The following is an 18,446-nucleotide window of genomic DNA, read 5'->3' as shown; positions in this document are numbered from 1 at the left end:
GTATTATCTGAAAACAAACTTCTTCTGCAAAACATAATTGTAACTAAAACCTACCACCGCCGAAACCAATATTTTTGAAACGAGATAGCTAAAGCCGCTGTAGGTTGTCATCAGGTAAAGTCCTCCGGCATTCAGCCCCAGATTACCTGCCCAGACCAGAAAATATTTCAAGATCTGTGGTGTTGTTCTTTCATCTGTTGCTTCAAAAACCCAAACTCTGTTTACTACAAAATTGGCCACACCGCCTGTAATAGTACCGGTGACAGATGCAGGGAGATACCAAACCTGAAAAACTTCCACGAGCAATATGGTGGTAAGAAAATCGACTGCCGTGGCAATCAACGAAGATGCCTGTGCTTTTAAAAAGGTGATCATCTTACAGCCATTTCAGGTAAATGAAAAATTGTAAAATAAGGTTGGCATAAATTCCTGCCACAATATCATCCATCATAACGCCCCAGCCACCTGGTAATTTTTCCGTGCTGCGAATAAATAATGGCTTCGCAATGTCAAAAAAACGAAACAATACAAGCGCCGCTAAAATACCCAGATAGCTTCCCGGAACTGCTATCAGCGCGATACACATGCCTGCTACTTCATCAATAACTACTTTCTTATTATCCTTGCCCCAGTCCTTTTCCACTACATTTCCAGACCATATTCCCAATAGACAAATAACGATTGAGATAATGACCTGTTGCATTACGGTATATCCTCCGGCGTGCAAAAAATACCACGCGATGCAGGCGGCAATGGCAGCGACCGTACCGCCGCCTTTGCCTATGTATCCTATACCAAATACGGAGGATATTACCTTGTGCATTTTTATATTAAAGCGATTCAACTAATTCCTGATAATAATCCAGTCCAAGGTGTGTGATCAAATCTTCGCCCATGATATGACGCAGTGTGTTCTGCAGTTTAATCAGCTGTTTGAAGATATCATGCTCTGGTTTCAATTCTGGCGCAGTTTGCGGAGATTTGAAGTAGAAAGACAACCATTCCTGGATGCCGCTCATGCCTGCGCGTGAAGCGAGATCCATAAACAGTGCAAGGTCCAGTACAATCGGGGCAGCTAAGATAGAGTCACGGCAAAGGAAATTAATCTTGATCTGCATCTGATAACCTAACCAACCAAAGATGTCAATATTGTCCCAGCTTTCTTTGTTATCACCATGCGGCGGATAATAATTGATGCGGACTTTGTGGTACAATTCACCGTAAAGTTCCGGATTAATTTCCGGTTGCAGAATTTCTTCCAGCACGCTCAGTTTAGAAACTTCTTTCGTTTTGAAGTTATCCGGATCGTCCAGTACCAGACCATCACGGTTACCTAAGATATTGGAAGAGAACCAACCACGCACACCCAGCGCACGTGCCGCCAGACCAGGCGCCACGATGGTTTTCATCAGTGTCTGTCCTGTTTTGAAATCTTTACCGGCTACAGGCACTTGCAATTCTTTCGCCAGTTCTACCAGCGCAGGAATATCACAAGTCAGGTTCGGAGCACCATTTGCAAAAGGAACACCCATACGGATCGCAGCATAAGCATAAATCATGCTCGGCGCAATGCGTGGATCGTTTGCAGTCATCGCTGCTTCAAAAGCTGCTACTGTTTCGTAGATGTCAGCGTGCTCCAGATATTTCTCTGTTGATGCACACCATACCATCACTACGCGACTACAATTATTTGTGGCTTTAAAGTCTTCGATGTCTTTCATCAAAGCTTTTGCCAAATCCATTTTATTAGCTTCGGTCTTGATGTTGGTACCATCAAGATTCTTCACAAATTCTCTGTCAAAAACTGCTTTCATTGGTTTCAGGGCCTGCAGCTCTGATTTCACAGCATCCAGCAAATGTGTTTCCAACACTTTCGCTTTCAACGCAGATTCATATACATTGTCGTCATACACATCCCAGCCACCGAATACGATGTCATTAAGATTTGCCAACGGCACGAAATCTTTTATCAGCGGATAACGGTTTTCTGTTCTCTTACCCAAACGGATATTACCCATTTGTGTGAGTGAACCAACGGGCTGTGAAAGTCCTTTTTTAATCGTTTCTACACCGGCGATAAATGTAGTCGCCACTGCGCCGAGGCCCGGGATCAACACTCCCAGCTTGCCGTCTGCGGGTTGAATATCATACTTCATGTTACTTAATTTTTCGTTTATAACCATTTATTGTCCTTGTACCAGTGCAATGTCTCTGTAAGGCCTTTTTCAAGATCATAGACCGGCGCAAATCCCAATTCCTTCGTAATATTTTCGATACTGCAGTTCCAGTTTTCCGCTGTCAGTTCCTGCAGTTTTTCTACGTTTAATGCTGGCGTCTTTTTTTCACCCGCCATTTTCTCCAGCGTACCCGCAATCACTTTCACAATCGGCAATGGCACATGCAATTTGAATGTCTTTTTACCAAGCACTTTTTTCGTGATATCAGCGAGTGCATATCTGCTGTATGCTTTGCCGTCAGAAAGATTGTAAGTCTTGTTGACCAGGTTTGACTGCATCGCAAGAACGACCGCTTTTACCAGATCCGTTACGTACACAAATGTGAGTATCTGTTTCTTTCTGCCGATATATGGTTCAAACCCTTTGCTCAGCGTTTTGAACATCAAAAAAATATCCTTTTCACGCGGCCCGTATACAGCAGTTGGACGAAGGGTAATAAGTGGTAATTGAATATCTTTCAGATGATCTTCTGCCAGCAATTTGCTTTTACCATAACGAGTAATCGGCAAAGGCAGACTCAATTCTCTGATTGGCACAGGATCTTCGTAGTATCTTGGACCAAGTGCAGCCAGACTGCTGATAAACACAAACTTCTTCAGTTGAATATTTGCTTCTGCAGCAGCTTTTGCGAGATTAAGCGTATAGCCCGCATTTATATCATTGTATTCCGCTTCGGTAGCTGCTTTTGTAGTACCGGCCGCGTGTACGATGTAATCGTATTGTTTCTCTTCTAAATCTCTTTTAATCGCCTCAACGTTCGTAAAATCAATATTGGTATAACCGAGCTTAAACGACTTGAGCTGCGTTATATCGCTGGAAGGGCGAACGGCTGCGTATACCTCATAACCCTCCCGCAACAAGCCGTCAATAAGGTGATAACCTATAAAACCGCTTGCTCCTGTTACCAAAACTTTTCCTTTCATGCTAAATTGCTTTTTCGTAAATCCTGTACTTCTTGTACGGCTTTCCTTTGATGTTTTCGATTGCTTTATTCATCAAAAAATTATCTTCCAGAATCCACGATGCTTCTGCTGTTTTTATATTTTTTTCAACGCATTTCTGAATAATCGTTCCGTAGAAAACGGCTTCTATACCCAGTTTGCGATAATCTTCCAAAACACCCAATGCAATCACACGAATACCGTTAATATTCTTTTTACCCAGCAGCAGTTTGAAAATTCCGGTTGGAAATAATCTGCCTCTTTTCACTTTGATGAGAATCTGATTCACGTCGGGAATGCACAATGCAAAACCAATTGCCTTTCCATCTTTTTCTGCGATCAGACAAAACTCAGGATCCAAAATCAGCTTCAGGTCTTTAGCCATATAACTGAATTCCTTTTCTGTCATCGGCACAAAACCGAGATTTTTATCCCATGCTTTGTTATATACTTCGTTCAGGTTTTCTACTTCGTGATTGAAGTTTTTCATATTTGCCTGACGAATCGTGATGCCTTTCTGAGAAAGACGTTCCCGAAGAATCTGTGTCATGCGGAACGGTTTATCATCATAGTTATCATTAGAGATACGCCATGCGATCAGATCCGTTTTCTTATCAAAACCAGCTTCGGAAATAAATGTATTATAGTACGGCTTGTTGTACGTCATCATAGCCACCGGTGGTAGCTCATAGCCTTCTACCAGCATGCCGCAGGTTTCATTGGTAGAAAAATTCACCGGCCCGATAATCGTCGCAGCGCCTTTTTCCTTTAACCATTTTTCTGCAGCCGACAACAAAGCCGTCGTTACTTCTTTATTGTTTACCACGTCATAAAATCCGAAGAAACCATCATTGGTTCCATTAAATTTATTGTGGTTGTTATTTTGAATCGCAGCGATGCGACCTACTACTTTTCCGTTTTCACTTGCCAGAAAAAGTCTGAGCGTTGAATGCTCATGAAAAGGATGTTTTCCTGGTGTCAGCAAATCGCGTTGTGCTATAAATAGCTCCGGTACATAGTTTGGATCATCTTTATAAAGCTCATGCGGAAAGTCGATAAACGCTTTCAATTGCTGCTTGGTATCTACGGGTACAACCTGGATCATTATACTGTAACGTTTATCTGGCCAGCGTTTACCGCTTTAAATACTTTCGACATTTTATCGATCGCTTCGTCGATCTGCGCAAACGTATGGGATGCCATGAGCGAGAAACGGATCAATGTATCATTTGACGGAACTGCCGGAGACACTACCGGATTCACAAACACACCGCTTTCCTGCAGCATTTTGGTAATCTGGAAGGTCTTCATGTTGTCGCGTATGTAAATTGGAATAATTGGAGATTCAGAAGGACCAATATCGAAACCTTCTTCCTGCAACAGATTTGTAGCGTAACGTGTATTTGCCCACAAACGCTCAATATGCTCAGGCTCGTTGCGGACGATGTTCAAGGCAGCAAGCGCACTGGCAGTAGCTGCCGGCGTCATACTGGCGCTGAAGATCAGCGAGCGTGCGTGGTGTTTCAGATAATCGATCGTCGGTGCACTTGCAGCAATAAAGCCACCCAGTGAAGCAAGCGATTTACTGAAGGTACCCATGATCAGATCCACATCGTCGGTCAGACCGAAATGCGAAGCTGCACCAGCGCCGCTTTCACCAATCACACCGAGACTATGCGCATCATCTACCATAATTGCCGCATTGTATTTTTTTGCCAATGCAGTGATTTCAGGCAGTTTTACGAGATCGCCCTCCATGCTGAAAATACCGTCCGTCACGATCAGTTTCAGTGATTCTACAGGCAGATTGCTTAGCTTCTGCTCCAGATCCTGCATATTGTTGTGACGGTATTTGATAGAACGTGCAAATGAAAGACGGCTGCCATCGATGATAGATGCATGATCGTATTCGTCCAGCAACAAATAATCATTGCGACCAAGTAAACTGGAGATAACACCCAGATTAACCTGGAAACCAGTACTGAAAATAATAGCTTCGTCTTTTCCAACGAATGCTGCCAGCTCTTTTTCGAGTTGTATATGAATATCTAAAGTACCATTGAGAAACCGGGACCCGGCACAGCCAGAACCATATTTGTCAATCGCAGCTTTTGTAGCTTCTTTAATACGTGGATCATTGGTCAGACCGAGATAAGAATTGGAACCAAACATCAAAACCCGTTTGCCATTTATGATCACTTCTGTGTCCTGCGCAGAGTTAATCGGACGGAAATATGGATAAATCCCAGCCGCTCTCGCCTTTACTGCATCTTGATAAGCACTTACTTTGTCGAATAGCTTTTGATTCATAAACATGTAATTTAAAAGCCCTTGTACCGATTCTAACTTTCGACTAAAATCGTTTTCCGGTCCAAAATTACAACAGTTTCGCAAAACGGTCATTTATTTTCTTTATCCGCGAATAAGCTTAGCCGACCATCTTGCCTGTGTTATAAGTCCGGAATCCGGCAAATAAACATCGGGCACCATCTTTAAATATATAGAAAGATTTCGATAAAAAGGAGGTTTAACTGTCTGCAAATAGGCCACAAACGAGTGATCCCATTTTTTGCTATCAATAATGATATCAACTCTTAGCACACAACGAGTAAACTGATGGTGAAGGGGCGCTGGCAGAAAAAATTTTGTATTTGGAGCTGCAAAAATATTGAAAACCATAATTTAAAGCAGATTTGATCTTTTAGACTTCAACCTATACCACGTTTTTCGCATATCCAAAGTATAATTTGACAAAGTTTGGGCTTCCGACAAGTGCCGTAGGTGTTGTTTGATACCAGGTAGTAAACCATCCCAACGAATGATAATAAACGTATGCTACGAATTCCGAACAATACATTTTGCCGTTTTTGTCGTTCGTGGCGCCAAACCATTTGCCTGTTGCCGAAAAGACAAGTTGATAAAACAGTGTAGCGGCATAATCATAAGGAATCGCCATTTGCTGCAAAACAAATGACGCTATTTCACCTTCCTCCAATTGCACATCTGCCCTGGCGACGCAAATATTCAAATCTTCAGCCCAGCGTTCAAAAGGAGTAATCGTAATCCCTTTTACATCGGCTTCAGCAACATACACCTGCCCCCAGATACGAACAACAATAGCTGTGTGATTGTAATAGCATTTGGTAATCCAGCGTACCAGAACCATTAACCAGCGAACGGGTTTACCAAAGCGAAACGGAGAATGTACATGCAGTACATCCCCCGTTTTTAAATCATTAATTGAAAAATCCGTCGGCATCATTAACCAGGATATAGCGTTTCAGCAGATCGACAATGGAAATCGGCTGATCAAAAAGCTGCGCAACAAAATCATAGCCGGGCATGGTAAGAAACTCTGTGTTAGCATCTGTACCATTCCAATTAGGATCAGGAATCGGATTGAAATGTTCATCGCGAAGCAGCAAATTAATGTTGTTGTTGGCGCTGATGACATTTACCGCGGGTTGACTCATCGTATCTGTAATATCCACTCCATTCTTCTCATAGCGAAGTGTAAAGACTATTCGAAATTCCTCTCTGCTTGCAACAGGCTGAAAGCTATCTACCAGAACGGTACGGACTACATCCGTAAATACAGGATGATTTGAAATTACTTGTGTTGTTATGTTTTTCATAATTGTTTTTTTTAATTCTTAGTAAGAAATAGTTATTGCCAGGAACCAGCAATTGGTTTGTTTATACATAATGTGAGCGATTCCATACGACCAATGGAACCTCCGGTTTGGCCAGGATTATCAGCATCTGTGATTTTCACTACAAGCTGCGGCATTGCTATGTTGCTATTGTCTGCAACCAGTCCCGTCAAACGGCTAGTTTCAGTAAGAACACCGCCATGGCCATCAAAAATTGCATCTGGTCCATTAAAAAGCCAATAAGGATTGGATAAGCGTTTCTGCAATTTTATATCCATCGTCATAAAACCCGCCCATACGGTATCCTGAGGATAAGAAGTGACGACAAATCGGCTTATCAAAGTATTTTGCAGATAGTACTCCACCTTAACCCTGCCGGTATAGTTCCAAAATTGAAAGGCAGTACTAATTGTTGCAGTGCCATCGCCAGTTAAGTTCCAGGAATACTGATCTCCTCCTAACGGCAACTGCCAGTTTAATGTTTGCCCAACAGTTATATCGCCCCAGCCATAAAGCTTATGCACACCTCTGTGCGGGGCCAGCAGATCAATTCTTAATCCTTCTGCATCGGTAATGTAAGTACTGCGACTGTCTTTTTCAATGGCACCATTTTGCGGAGTTACCAGCAAAGTACCGGGCTGTAATACTATCGGCGCCTTTGAATTTGTCCCGGCAGTGGTTTTGTTATCTGTACTCAATACCTGCTGCAAGGAAGTCTGATGCGGATTGGCGAGGTTGCCAATGTGTGCGGATAGCGCACTGCTATTTGCATTGGCCGCGGATACCTGGCTGGATATATCAGTTAGCGAAGCTTCCAATCCGTCGATATTGCTTATCTCCAGATTATCAGATTGGTGAACGTAGGAATCAAGCCAATCATGAAAGTCGATTTCAAGCGGCTTTGCACTGGTAATGAAGATTTCTTTTAATTCTTCCCGTGTTTTTTGTGACATGTAGTTTATATTTTAAGTTTCGCCCAATAATGAGCAATTGGTGTAAGGGGTGGTAAATAATATTTCGATGAAAAATTAAAGTCAGATAGCTATCTATAAACGAAAAAAAATACGGTGCGATTACCGGTAAATCGTGAACGTAAAAAACTTTTTTTCGTAGGGGCTGCAAATTAACTATGAACACCTGCATTGTATCTGCAAGCGAAGCGACCGAAAACATCAGATGTATTAGCAAAAAAGCCACCATCCGGCCATACAAGAGGGAATCAGGGCAAATCATCCTTTCCACAAAAAATAACGTGCAAATAGACTGCACACACACACACTTATTTTACGTTCAGATTCAATGATGGAAAACATCTACCTATCCTTAAATACCGATACATCCATGACAAGCACGATATTATTCTCCGGAAAAATTCAATTCGAAAAAACTGGCAATCCGCTTCCTAACGTACGCATAGAACTGCAACGTGATTACGCTGCACCGAAATGGATGGGTGGCACGCAAACAGACAGCAATGGCTGCTTCTACATCTACCTGCCAGAAAAAGAAATCCTTAGCGTTCAACAGCAACACACAAAAGCATTCGTTAATATTTTAAAAGACGACACATTGATTTACTGTGGTGATATTACAGATCTATCAGCACAACAACATATTTCTATCCATACAGGATTCTAACAAACCCATACAAATCCTGAGATTAGTCCGGGCGGTAATACACCGTAAGATATTGCCATGCCCGTAATCTTCCAGTCTCAATAAAATTACTTCTAACTGGGCCGCCGGCGCCCATACAGAAGTCAATGCAAGCAATTCTAAAACTTTTTAAACCCCAACGGTTGTCGAAAAAAGGTACAACCATCATTTAAAAACTAACAAAATGTCAACACCAATTTCATTTGTACAAGCCCCTTTCCTTATCGGGCAACAAGGTCCTGAAGTACAAAATCTTCAAAACATTCTTTTGCAATTTGTATCGCAAGGTTCATTAACGGCGCCATTGACGCTCACTGACCAGGTGAATACAGAAATGGTAGCTGCGACACTTGGAACAGCGACAGCGCAATTGATTAAATTTTTCATCGCCCAAAACCATATCGTTCCTGGATCAGATTTACTGGTAGACGATATTGTTGCGAAGGCAATCAACGTGATGGTAAATGCGCAATCGTTGCTTTCTCTTAAATACACCGTAAGCGGATATGTAGCGCTCGACAACGTTAACTACAATCCAACGATCACACTTTACCAGGTATTTTTGCGCAACAAAAATGCTATTGCAACAGCGCCGATAGACGAAACAGGATTTTACTACATCTCCTATGATTCATCTCTTCTGGATACCACTGCGACACCAAATGTTGCGTTGCAGGTAGCAGTACACACGGGCGCCGGCGATACACAAAAAGAATTCCCGTCAGATGTACTGTATAAGGCTTCAGGAAACGATCAGATCAATCTAGGAGCCAATGCGACTAACACTGCTTACATAGAATATAGTGAGATCGCAAACGCTGTTGCAGCTGTGGCACCTAACATTCAATTTCACGACATCAATCTGGCCGGTGATACTGAAGAAGTAACGCATCTGTCACAACAGACGGGTGAATCTGAAGAGCGAATTAGTCAATTTATCACGGCGAATAAGATTGCAGTTGATCTTGGCGTAACTGCGGATGTTATCTATGCATTGATCCGGCAGAATATTTCTGTTGCATACCAACCTTTGCTAGCACAGTCCAATGATACACTGATCTCCAATCTAAAGATCGCGATGGTCAATAATACCATTGTGACCATGCCAGACGCGAGTATTACAACAAGTGTATCTGCACTGAAAAGTGCTATTTTACGTTTTCTGATTTCAGACAGCAGCGGTGATGCAGCAGCGAGTACTACGTATGTTTCGATCAAACACGTTTTAAACGGCGACGAGGACAAAACACAAAGTTTCCTGAATGCTTATTACAGCTATCCGAACAATAGCGACATGTCGGTATGGGACTATGTAGTCTCCGTAGATCCAACTTTAACTAACTACATTGACGGGCTGAAAAGCGCATTCAATCTGATATCAATGGTGGGCAATAACCCAGCTATGGTAACAAGTCTGTACGATCAGACCGCCCCGCCTCATGTGCAATTATTAGACTTTTCTATTCAAAGTCTTCCTGTATCAGGTCTTTCATCACTGGCAACATTGTCTAAAACGGATTGGGTAAATACATTGAGTACGGCCCAAACATCCAACAGTAGCATGTTTGCGATTCCTGCCACTATTGCCGGGAATACGGTAGACGAAAAGATTTCCAATTACGCAGACACGTTGCAAGCTACTTTCAGCATCGCTTATCCTACGCAAAGCATTAATGCACACATCACTGCGGACGATGGCACACCATTTACAGCGCTGAAAACAGATTTAAATACATTCTCGGTTCAAAATGCCAGCTTCGATATTCGCACTGTTTCAACCGCGGATCTCATTGATCCGAACAACACTAACTATAATTTCTCAGGAGTCACCGACCGCCAGGCCTTTTCTGACGAAGTAGGTATTGTGCAGCGCCTCATGAATGTCACTACAGACAATTTGGTTATTAGTGCACTGGCACAAGGCGGTTTCCATTCCTCCCTTCAGATCTCACAAAGTCCGCAGGAAAGCTTCGTGACACAATACGCCCCAGTAGCTACCACTGCAGGTGCAAGTGCTATTTATACAAAGGCACAGGCTGTCACGACGTTTAACACAGCTGCCATCATCGATAAATTCTTCAACGCCTACGGTAAGAATATTTATGCATTGACAGACGTCGCACATCCTGACTGGCGCAGCCTTTTCGGCACCCTGGACAGCTGCAATTGTAGCCAATGCACCTCTGTATTCAGTCCTGCTGCATACATGACAGATACTTTGCGCTTTCTGTTGAACAATGTGTCCAAACCAATTCACGATGCGCTGATCAATACACGTCGTCCGGACATCAAGGACATTGAATTAAGTTGCCAAAACACCAATACCTCCGTTCCGCAAATTGATATGGTCAATGAAATGCTGGAAGACATGATTGGTACCGGGCAATACAAATTCTTTGCCCGACAAACCGTTGCAGATGCCGCCACACAACGTATTATCCCAGAATATGTAAATACTGCGGGCGTAACTTTCGGCACCACTTATGTAGCGAGCCCATACCCAAAACTGAGCATTGCAAAGTATCCGCAAACACTCCCTTACAACTTCTACAAAAGGCAAATTGATACACACCTTGCAATTGCCGGCGTTAAAGGACATGAACTCGTGCAACGTTTTGGTGGCCTTGACTCAATCCATGTATTCTCCGGCAACCAATTCTGCAATGAGTACCTCGGACTTACCAACGAGCAAGCGAACATCATCACAACAGCTCCGGCACTAACCGGAACGGTTACAGATCTGATGGAGGCATATGGTCTGAAACCACTGACTGGCAGCGGTCCTCGCCCAATACCTGATCCTGCAAAAAAAGGCGCCTACTTGTATCCAAACAATTCCACCTGGACTGATGTTTTGGGTGGTCGTGTAGATGTATTTCTACAACAAAGTGGATTAGCATATACAGACCTGCTGCAATTGCTGGATTGTTATATGATTAACCCTGCCACTTACAGCGGAAGCACAGTAACCCGTAAAATACAGATTGCAGCAATCTCCGGAGCAAACCTCGGTACTTGCGACCTCAGCCAATTACAGATTACCGGACTTGATGCGAGCGTATTAGCTATTCTCTACCGCTTCGTGCGTGCTGCTAAAGCGCTGGGCTGGACTTATTATGAACTGGATCGTGCGATGCGCGTGTTGTGCCCTGCGGCAACTGGTACGCCAGGTAATATTGACAGCAATGCACTTACAATGATGGTGCAAGTAAAACGTGTTACAGAACTGTTGAAATGTACAGTGGAAGAAGCATGCATGTTCTGGACAAATACGGTCGACACATTGCCGTACCGCGACTATACGACTTCCGAGCCAAAGGATATTCCATCACAATACCAACGTTTGTTCTGCAATAATCTGCTGACGAATATCAAAGCTGATGACTATCCGTTTAATAATGACGGGACAATTGGCACATCTCAGGATGCGGTACTGAAATACCTTGCGGGTGCAGTAGGCATGTCTTCATCAGACATTTTATTGCTGGCCAGCGCCATTCCTAATGTTGCGCATCCTATTGCCATTACCAGCTTAGCAGGCATAAGCACTTTGTACACTTGCGGCTTGCTGATTAAAAAACTGGGAATGACTGTAACAGACTGGCTGACCTTCCGCCAGTGGTTATCCGGCACCAATTTCGTGGGCACCGGTTCTATCACGAATTACTTCGGCAATATCACATCGCTTCCGTCATTTGGCAATCCGATGGATACGACGCAAACAACGTTGCAGGCACCGTTCAGTAATCCATTGACAACTATCCAGTACATTGCTTTTGCACGTTTGCTGAAAGATGCACGTTTTTCACTCGCTGACGTAGAATATTTACTGCGAGACAATATCGCAGATACTATTGCGGACGATACTGTGCAGAACTCACTGGTAAATACACTGACATCTTATCGTGCAGCACTGGCGAAGAAAATGTATCCGGATTACGACAAAACAGAAGATACCGGAAGCATCATCCTTCAGGACATCCTGGCATCTGTCACAGACGCAGGAAATGCGCAACTGCTGATCACCGCAATTGAAGATACAACCGATCCTTTTTCAGCAGATGTAAAAACACTGATCACCGGCGATTTGAATTTTTTGATTCCTTCGGAAAGTGATCTTGAAAACGCACCGACAACAATTGCCCGTCGCGACTATCTGTTCAATTGCCTGACAACGTACATCAGCGAAACGATTCTCAAACCGGCTGCGGTTAGCTTCTTTGCCAAAGAATTTAAGATAAGCGAAGATTGTGCACAAGTTTTGTTTGACAGCTGTGTTGGCTTTGATAGTGGTACTAGCGCATATGATATACTGTTAAACGCAACATTTTTAAGAGGTAGCGACACTATCGTTCGTTGGGATGCTAATCATGCTTTTGACAACCAGTTTAAGATTGTGCTGCAACTGCACAAGGCGTCAATCATGATCAACAAGTTTGGTCTCGGTAAAAATGACATCGTTCGCTTATGGGCGAATCCGAACATCGCGGCTACCGAAACACCGCTGGCGATTCCATCCATTCCGGTATTATCAAAGCTCCCGGTAAGAACAGCACAAACGACTTTGCCAACGGTCGCTGACGCTTCGTTTATTACTGTCCTCAACCTGATCTATTGGATGCATGTACGTGCATTCCTTGGCGACGGTGCTTATGTACTGTTCGATGGACTGGCAGCTCGGTTTAGCCCGGTACCTCCTCCAACAGGCCCTTCCATTAACCCATTGTCTGCGCAACCGCTTCCTGACCCTACGGTTGATAAGCAAAAAGCGATCGCTGCAATCGTGAAAGCATTTAAAACAAACCACGATGATATCACGGCATTGCTGGGTGGTTTGGCTTCCGACAATGGCCTGTTGCAAATTGCCTTTAGCATCGACACTTACTGGTCACCGCTTACATACCTCCGCATCATCGACTGTCTGGAAATGCAATCTTTGCTGCCAGCAAGCATGAAAACGCTGGGGGCAGCTACCAGTAGCGTTTTAACCGCAGACACCCAAAGCACGGCATCAGTAGTGATGCAGCTGGTAAAATCACAGTACAACGATAACGACTGGCTGAACGTGATCAAACCTGTAAACGATATGCTGCGTATCGAGCGTCGCGATGCAATGGTTGCCTACCTGCTCGCTTACCCGGTAAGTGGCTACGAAAGCAAATGGCTTACTGATAATGATATCTACGAAACAATCATGGTAGATGTAGAGATGACACCATGCATGCCTACAACCCGCATTCTGCTTGCCATCAATACCATTCAGCTATTCATCGAGCGCATTCTGCTTGGTCTGGAACCATCTTACGCTATGGACAAAGACGATACCCGCCAATGGAATACATGGCGCAAACTGTATCGCGTATGGGAAGCCAACCGTAAAATTTTCCTCTATCCTGAAAACTGGATTGAACCAGAATTGCGCGATGATAAATCACCGTTCTTCCTGGAGCTGGAAAAAAACCTGAAACAAAATGATGTAACAGCAGATGTGGTAGAAACTGCATATGCTACTTATCTGGAACGACTAGACGAAGTCGCTCACCTGGACATTGTAGGTCTGTATCAGGAGAAAACACCAAGCAATACAGACGTGGTGCACGTTTTCGGACGTACCAAATCTGCGCCGCATATATATTACTACAGAAAGTATGCTACTAATATGTGGACTGCATGGGAGAAAATGAATGTGCAGATCGACAGTGAGCACTTTGTTCCGGTAGTATGGCGCAACCGTCTGCGTTTTTACTGGCTGGTATTTACTAAAGATGTTATTCAACAAACGGCTACTAATATACGCTCCAACGAACCGTTTGTAAAACCAGACGACGTACGCTGGAAAGTAGACCTGGCCTGGACCGAATATAAAAACGGAACCTGGACCGCGCAGCAGATTGGCAAACAATCCTGGTATTCAAATACGATTACTGAAGAAGATCCAGTTAGTTGGGCGCATGTGGAATATTTTGGGGCATTCTTCGACAAATATCCCCGTGGTTGGTTTCTGGCAGGCTCACTCGATCGAGTGAAAAAAGATCGACTGCACTTCTACTGTAATATCGATAATGATGGTCAATTAAAGTTCAATGTAAACGAACTTGTGGTAAGCCGTTCTGGACAGAGTCTCCACGATACCTTAATCAATATTGCCTATCCGCCTGATGGTACCATTTCTCACAAAAATATTTCGGGGAATATTACTAAGATAAAGGTGCAAACGCTGGGCGACAAAGAGTTTACCAGTGCCTTGAAACAACTAAAAAGCATGACGGACAATCAGGCTCTTGCTGGAAACTATCTCGACGTTTACGGTCTCAATGGCTCCTTTACTGTTAAGTTTAATGGCGTGCTGGCATCGCAGATCAATACTCCTGCGCAATGCATTTATTATGGTTTTGATAATGCAAAAGGGCTTTTAAGAAATGGGTACCAAATAGATGGTACAAGTTACAATTATACCAACTCTGGCTACAACCATTATCCAAACGGGAACACTCCGCTACTCACAGGCACTCCAAACTGGACAACCGACCCTATAGGTAACAAATCTCTCGTGTTTCCTCGCATTGTACCGCAGGGCTATACAGAAGGTACTGCAATTAACATCCCATATTTCTTCTACAAGGATTTCAAAAACACCTTCTTTGTAGAAAAAATAACTAAAGCTTTAACTGGTGTCATTTCCGACAACACAGAAAGTACAGATTTTATAACGCCTACCAAAACACCTTTTACCGGCAGAGGAACTTTTACTGTTGGCCGTCCCAATGGAGGATTCCAAACAGGATATGATGCAAATGCATGGCAGACTACACCTGTTTCTTTTACCGATGGAAACATTTATGCTACGAGCTACCGCTTCCACAATTTCCATCATGATAATGTGGACGATTTTATGGAGACATTCTCCGCTGGTGGCGTGGATGCTTTACTGGATAAGATTTTTATCAGTGGCATTTTAGATACTATCAATTTCAAAAGTAAATACTCCCCTACGTCAAATGTGGACACAAATTATCCAGTCAACAATGTAGACTTCTCATCAGATGGCGCCTATGCCGGCTATAACTGGGAATTGTTCTATCATATCCCGATGCTGATTGCGAATAAGCTTTGCCAGAACCAGCAATTTGAAGATGCCCGTACCTGGTATCAATACGTCTTCAATCCAACGGCTGCAACACCACATTCAGTAACCGATTTCTGGAACTTCCAGCCGTTTGTTGATATTGCAACACAGACACCTAGTATTGCAGACATAATGGGCGATACTAATCTGCAAAAAGCTGTAGACAACTGGGCAAATGATCCATTCAAACCACATCTGGTTGCGCGTACCCGTCCTTCTGCCTACATGAAGAATACGGTGATGAAATACCTGGATAATCTGATTGCCTGGGGTGATAATCTGTTTAGTACCGATACGCGTGAAAACATCAACGAAGCAACATTGCTCTACGTACTCGCTGCGCAGCTATTGGGCCGTCGTCCGGATAAAATTCCGGCACGGGCAAAATCAAAACTGTATACCTATGCCACGTTATCAACAGATGGCACATTTAATGCTTTTGCAGAGGCATTGGTAAAAATTGAAAGTGTGATGCAGGCATCTGGCACCACAGGTACCGGCGTACCGAGCAGCACCAGCAGCCAACTATCTAACGACAGCATGTACTATTTCTGTCTCCCATCCAACGACATGATGGATCAGTACTGGGATACGATCGCAGACCGCTTATTCAAAATCCGCAACTGTCAGAATATTGATGGTGTAGAACGCGAACTCGCATTATTCGATCCGCCAATTGATCCTGCACTGCTCGTTAAAGCAGCAGCATCTGGTCTGAATCTGGCTGATGTGATTTCAGGCATCAACGCACCATTGCCAAACTATCGCTTTAATGTGCTTTCGCAGAAAGCAACCGAACTGGCACAAGAAGTAAAAGGCTTAGGGAGCCAATTGCTCTCCGCACTGGAAAAGAAAGATGCTGAATCATTAGCATTACTCCGCAGCAGCCAGGAAATGTCTGTACTCGATGCAGTAACAGAACTGAAGGAAAAACAAGTAGACGAAGCAGGTGCACAAATTGACGCGCTGAATACGCAGCTCTCTTCCGCAACGCAACGTAGAGACTATTACAGCCAATTAATTGATGGCGGCTTGAGTGGACAGGAAGAGCTACAACTGGGAAGTATTGGAGCAACTATTCCTATCACCCTTGTTACCGGAGGTATTCAAGCATTAGCTGCTGGCTTGCAGCTTGTCCCTGAATTTACGTTAGGTGCATTTTCTGCTGGTGCTCAAACCGGCGGTAGTAAGTTTTCAGAAAGTTCCGCTAAAGGAGCCGCAGCACAAAAAGCACTGGCAGAGATTACCGGCACCATCGGCACCATGGCAGGCATCAATGCCGGATACAAACGCCGTGCCGCAGACTGGAGTTTACAATTGAAGGTCGCTGAAAAAGAAATCACGCAGCTGAATCAACAAATCATTGCTGCGCAAATCCGCCAGGCAATGGCTTCTGTAGAACTCCGCAACCATCAGCTGCAATTGCAAAACGCAAAAGATATGGATGTGGCGATGAGAGAAAAATACACCAACGAAGATCTCTATGATTGGATGATTGGCCAGATTTCCTTCTCTTACTTCCAGGCTTACAAACTGGCATGTGATATCGCCAAACGTGCAGAACGTTGCTACCAATACGAACTCGGCATTGAAGGAACAGGCTTCATTCAGGCTGGTTATTGGGACAATCTGAAAAAAGGATTGCTTGCCGGTGAACAACTGATCTATGATATCAAGCGTATGGAAACTTCATATCTGGAGAAAAACAAACGTCAGTTGGAATTAACGAAACATGTATCGCTTGCAATGTTTGCACCGGATCAACTGATTGATCTCAAATCTGGCAAGTCTTGCAGCATTGATCTTCAGGAATGGCTATTCGACATGGACTATCCAGGTCATTATATGCGCCGTATCAAATCAGTAAGCATTTCTATCCCTTGTGTGGCCGGCCCGTATACAACGGTTAGCTGTAAGCTCTCTCAGACGAAAAGCAAGTATCGCAAAAATGCGACACTGGTAAATGAACAATATGAAGAAGCGACATCTGATCTTCGTTTCGCTACTCAATACGGAAACATTCAGTCGATCGCAACCAGCAGCGCACAAAATGATGCAGGCATGTTTGAGTTCAGCTTCCGTGATGAACGCTACTTACCGTTTGAAGGCACAGGCGCCATCAGTACCTGGAACATCGAACTACCGGCAGTCTATGCTCAGTTTGACTACGATTCCATTTCTGATGTTATCCTGCATATCAAATACACAGCATTAGATAGTGGCAGCACACTGAAAAAGCTGGCGACTGAATCTGTTCAAAAGCTGGTCGCATCGTTAGCGAATCCGGTTATTCCGCGCCTCTTCGATATGAAACGTGAATTCAATACTGCGTGGAATTCTTATGTGAACAACAATGGTACAGAAACAATGTCTTTCAGCGTCGGACACAATATGTTCCCTTATTTCTGCGAAGAAAATGATATTACTGTGGCTAATCTTTCATTTGGCTTTACGGCAAAAGATGCAGCAAGCGCCTCTTATAAGATACAACTCTTCTATATAGATAAGACGACAACCCCGAATGAAACAAAATATATAGAAGTAGGCCTTAATCCTGACACACCTGGTTACTTCACAACCGCTCCAGACTTGAAGGTAACGCTACCCGGAGCAATCATCGGTATGCGTCTGGTCGACAGTCAAGATAAAGCGGTAAACATGGATACCGTAGCCAACGATCTCTATCTGATCCTGAATTATACAATAGGCGAGGATACTTCCGGCACTGGTGGTGGCCCATCCGGCATCAGCCATTGGATCATTTCCAAAGACTTTATTGTTAGCTAATTCTTTCACCAATTCTATGACAGGTAATAAGAGCGGATCCGTAAAT

11 protein-coding genes are annotated in these 18,446 nt (G+C 43.7%); 2 read left to right on the top strand and 9 right to left on the bottom strand.

Annotation, left to right across the window (positions count from 1 at the left end):
* Window positions 1-3: 3 nt before the first annotated feature.
* From DN068_RS06125 to DN068_RS06080, 9 genes are all read right to left on the bottom strand, one after another.
* Entirely contained in the window at window positions 4-375 is a 372-nt protein-coding gene (locus DN068_RS06125) for a GtrA family protein (protein WP_110998012.1), read from the bottom strand.
* A 1-nt stretch (window position 376) separates the two neighbouring features.
* Window positions 377-823, bottom strand: coding sequence for a phosphatidylglycerophosphatase A family protein (locus tag DN068_RS06120; protein ID WP_110998011.1), 447 nt, complete (start codon window positions 821-823; stop codon window positions 377-379).
* A 7-nt stretch (window positions 824-830) separates the two neighbouring features.
* Complete coding sequence (locus DN068_RS06115) at window positions 831-2,156, bottom strand: inositol-3-phosphate synthase (RefSeq protein WP_110998087.1); 1,326 nt, start codon at window positions 2,154-2,156, stop codon at window positions 831-833.
* Between the two features lie 17 nt (window positions 2,157-2,173).
* Window positions 2,174-3,160: an NAD-dependent epimerase/dehydratase family protein gene (locus DN068_RS06110; RefSeq protein ID WP_110998010.1), complete on the bottom strand. Its 987-nt coding sequence runs from the start codon at window positions 3,158-3,160 to the stop codon at window positions 2,174-2,176.
* Between the two features lies 1 nt (window position 3,161).
* Window positions 3,162-4,283, bottom strand: coding sequence for a hypothetical protein (locus DN068_RS06105; protein ID WP_110998009.1), 1,122 nt, complete (start codon window positions 4,281-4,283; stop codon window positions 3,162-3,164).
* Complete coding sequence (gene spt / locus DN068_RS06100; protein WP_110998086.1) at window positions 4,283-5,488, bottom strand: serine palmitoyltransferase; 1,206 nt, start codon at window positions 5,486-5,488, stop codon at window positions 4,283-4,285. The genes DN068_RS06105 and spt overlap by 1 nt, the downstream gene beginning before the upstream one ends.
* A 403-nt stretch (window positions 5,489-5,891) precedes the next feature.
* The gene (locus tag DN068_RS06090) at window positions 5,892-6,440 is read right to left on the bottom strand and encodes a YiiX/YebB-like N1pC/P60 family cysteine hydrolase (RefSeq protein WP_110998007.1); all 549 of its coding nucleotides are present in this window, start codon (window positions 6,438-6,440) and stop codon (window positions 5,892-5,894) included.
* Entirely contained in the window at window positions 6,415-6,813 is a 399-nt protein-coding gene (locus DN068_RS06085; protein ID WP_110998006.1) for a hypothetical protein, read from the bottom strand. Before DN068_RS06085 ends, DN068_RS06090 begins: the two co-directional genes overlap by 26 nt.
* A gap of 32 nt (window positions 6,814-6,845) precedes the next feature.
* Window positions 6,846-7,784: a hypothetical protein gene (locus tag DN068_RS06080; protein WP_110998005.1), complete on the bottom strand. Its 939-nt coding sequence runs from the start codon at window positions 7,782-7,784 to the stop codon at window positions 6,846-6,848.
* 388 nt (window positions 7,785-8,172) lie between these two features.
* Here DN068_RS06080 and DN068_RS06075 point away from each other — a divergent pair, with 388 nt between their 5' ends.
* Together DN068_RS06075 and DN068_RS06070 are read left to right on the top strand one after the other, a co-directional pair.
* Window positions 8,173-8,469 carry a transthyretin-like family protein gene (locus DN068_RS06075; RefSeq protein ID WP_123985247.1) on the top strand — a complete coding sequence of 99 codons (297 nt, stop codon included), beginning with the start codon at window positions 8,173-8,175 and terminating at the stop codon, window positions 8,467-8,469.
* 202 nt (window positions 8,470-8,671) lie between these two features.
* Window positions 8,672-18,400, top strand: coding sequence for a Tc toxin subunit A-related protein (locus DN068_RS06070; RefSeq protein WP_110998003.1), 9,729 nt, complete (start codon window positions 8,672-8,674; stop codon window positions 18,398-18,400).
* Window positions 18,401-18,446: the final 46 nt, after the last annotated feature.

This window comes from Taibaiella soli (genome assembly GCF_003236175.1).
In the GTDB taxonomy this organism is placed as follows: Bacteria; Bacteroidota; Bacteroidia; order Chitinophagales; family Chitinophagaceae; genus QKTW01.
The sequence above is the reverse complement of the archived record's forward strand: the minus strand, read 5'-3'. Positions and strand labels throughout refer to the sequence as shown.

Excerpts from the sequence above, each read along its gene's own strand:
- DN068_RS06125 (WP_110998012.1), bottom strand. The coding sequence starts at position 375 with ATGATCACCTTTTTAAAAGCACAGGCATCTTCGTTGATTGCCACGGCA.
- DN068_RS06110 (WP_110998010.1), bottom strand. The coding sequence starts at position 3,160 with ATGAAAGGAAAAGTTTTGGTAACAGGAGCAAGCGGTTTTATAGGTTAT.
- spt (WP_110998086.1), bottom strand. The coding sequence starts at position 5,488 with ATGAATCAAAAGCTATTCGACAAAGTAAGTGCTTATCAAGATGCAGTA.
- DN068_RS06115 (WP_110998087.1), bottom strand. The coding sequence starts at position 2,156 with ATGAAGTATGATATTCAACCCGCAGACGGCAAGCTGGGAGTGTTGATC.
- DN068_RS06090 (WP_110998007.1), bottom strand. The coding sequence starts at position 6,440 with ATGATGCCGACGGATTTTTCAATTAATGATTTAAAAACGGGGGATGTA.
- DN068_RS06070 (WP_110998003.1), top strand. The coding sequence starts at position 8,672 with ATGTCAACACCAATTTCATTTGTACAAGCCCCTTTCCTTATCGGGCAA.
- DN068_RS06085 (WP_110998006.1), bottom strand. The coding sequence starts at position 6,813 with ATGAAAAACATAACAACACAAGTAATTTCAAATCATCCTGTATTTACG.
- DN068_RS06080 (WP_110998005.1), bottom strand. The coding sequence starts at position 7,784 with ATGTCACAAAAAACACGGGAAGAATTAAAAGAAATCTTCATTACCAGT.
- DN068_RS06120 (WP_110998011.1), bottom strand. The coding sequence starts at position 823 with ATGCACAAGGTAATATCCTCCGTATTTGGTATAGGATACATAGGCAAA.
- DN068_RS06075 (WP_123985247.1), top strand. The coding sequence starts at position 8,173 with ATGACAAGCACGATATTATTCTCCGGAAAAATTCAATTCGAAAAAACT.
- DN068_RS06105 (WP_110998009.1), bottom strand. The coding sequence starts at position 4,283 with ATGATCCAGGTTGTACCCGTAGATACCAAGCAGCAATTGAAAGCGTTT.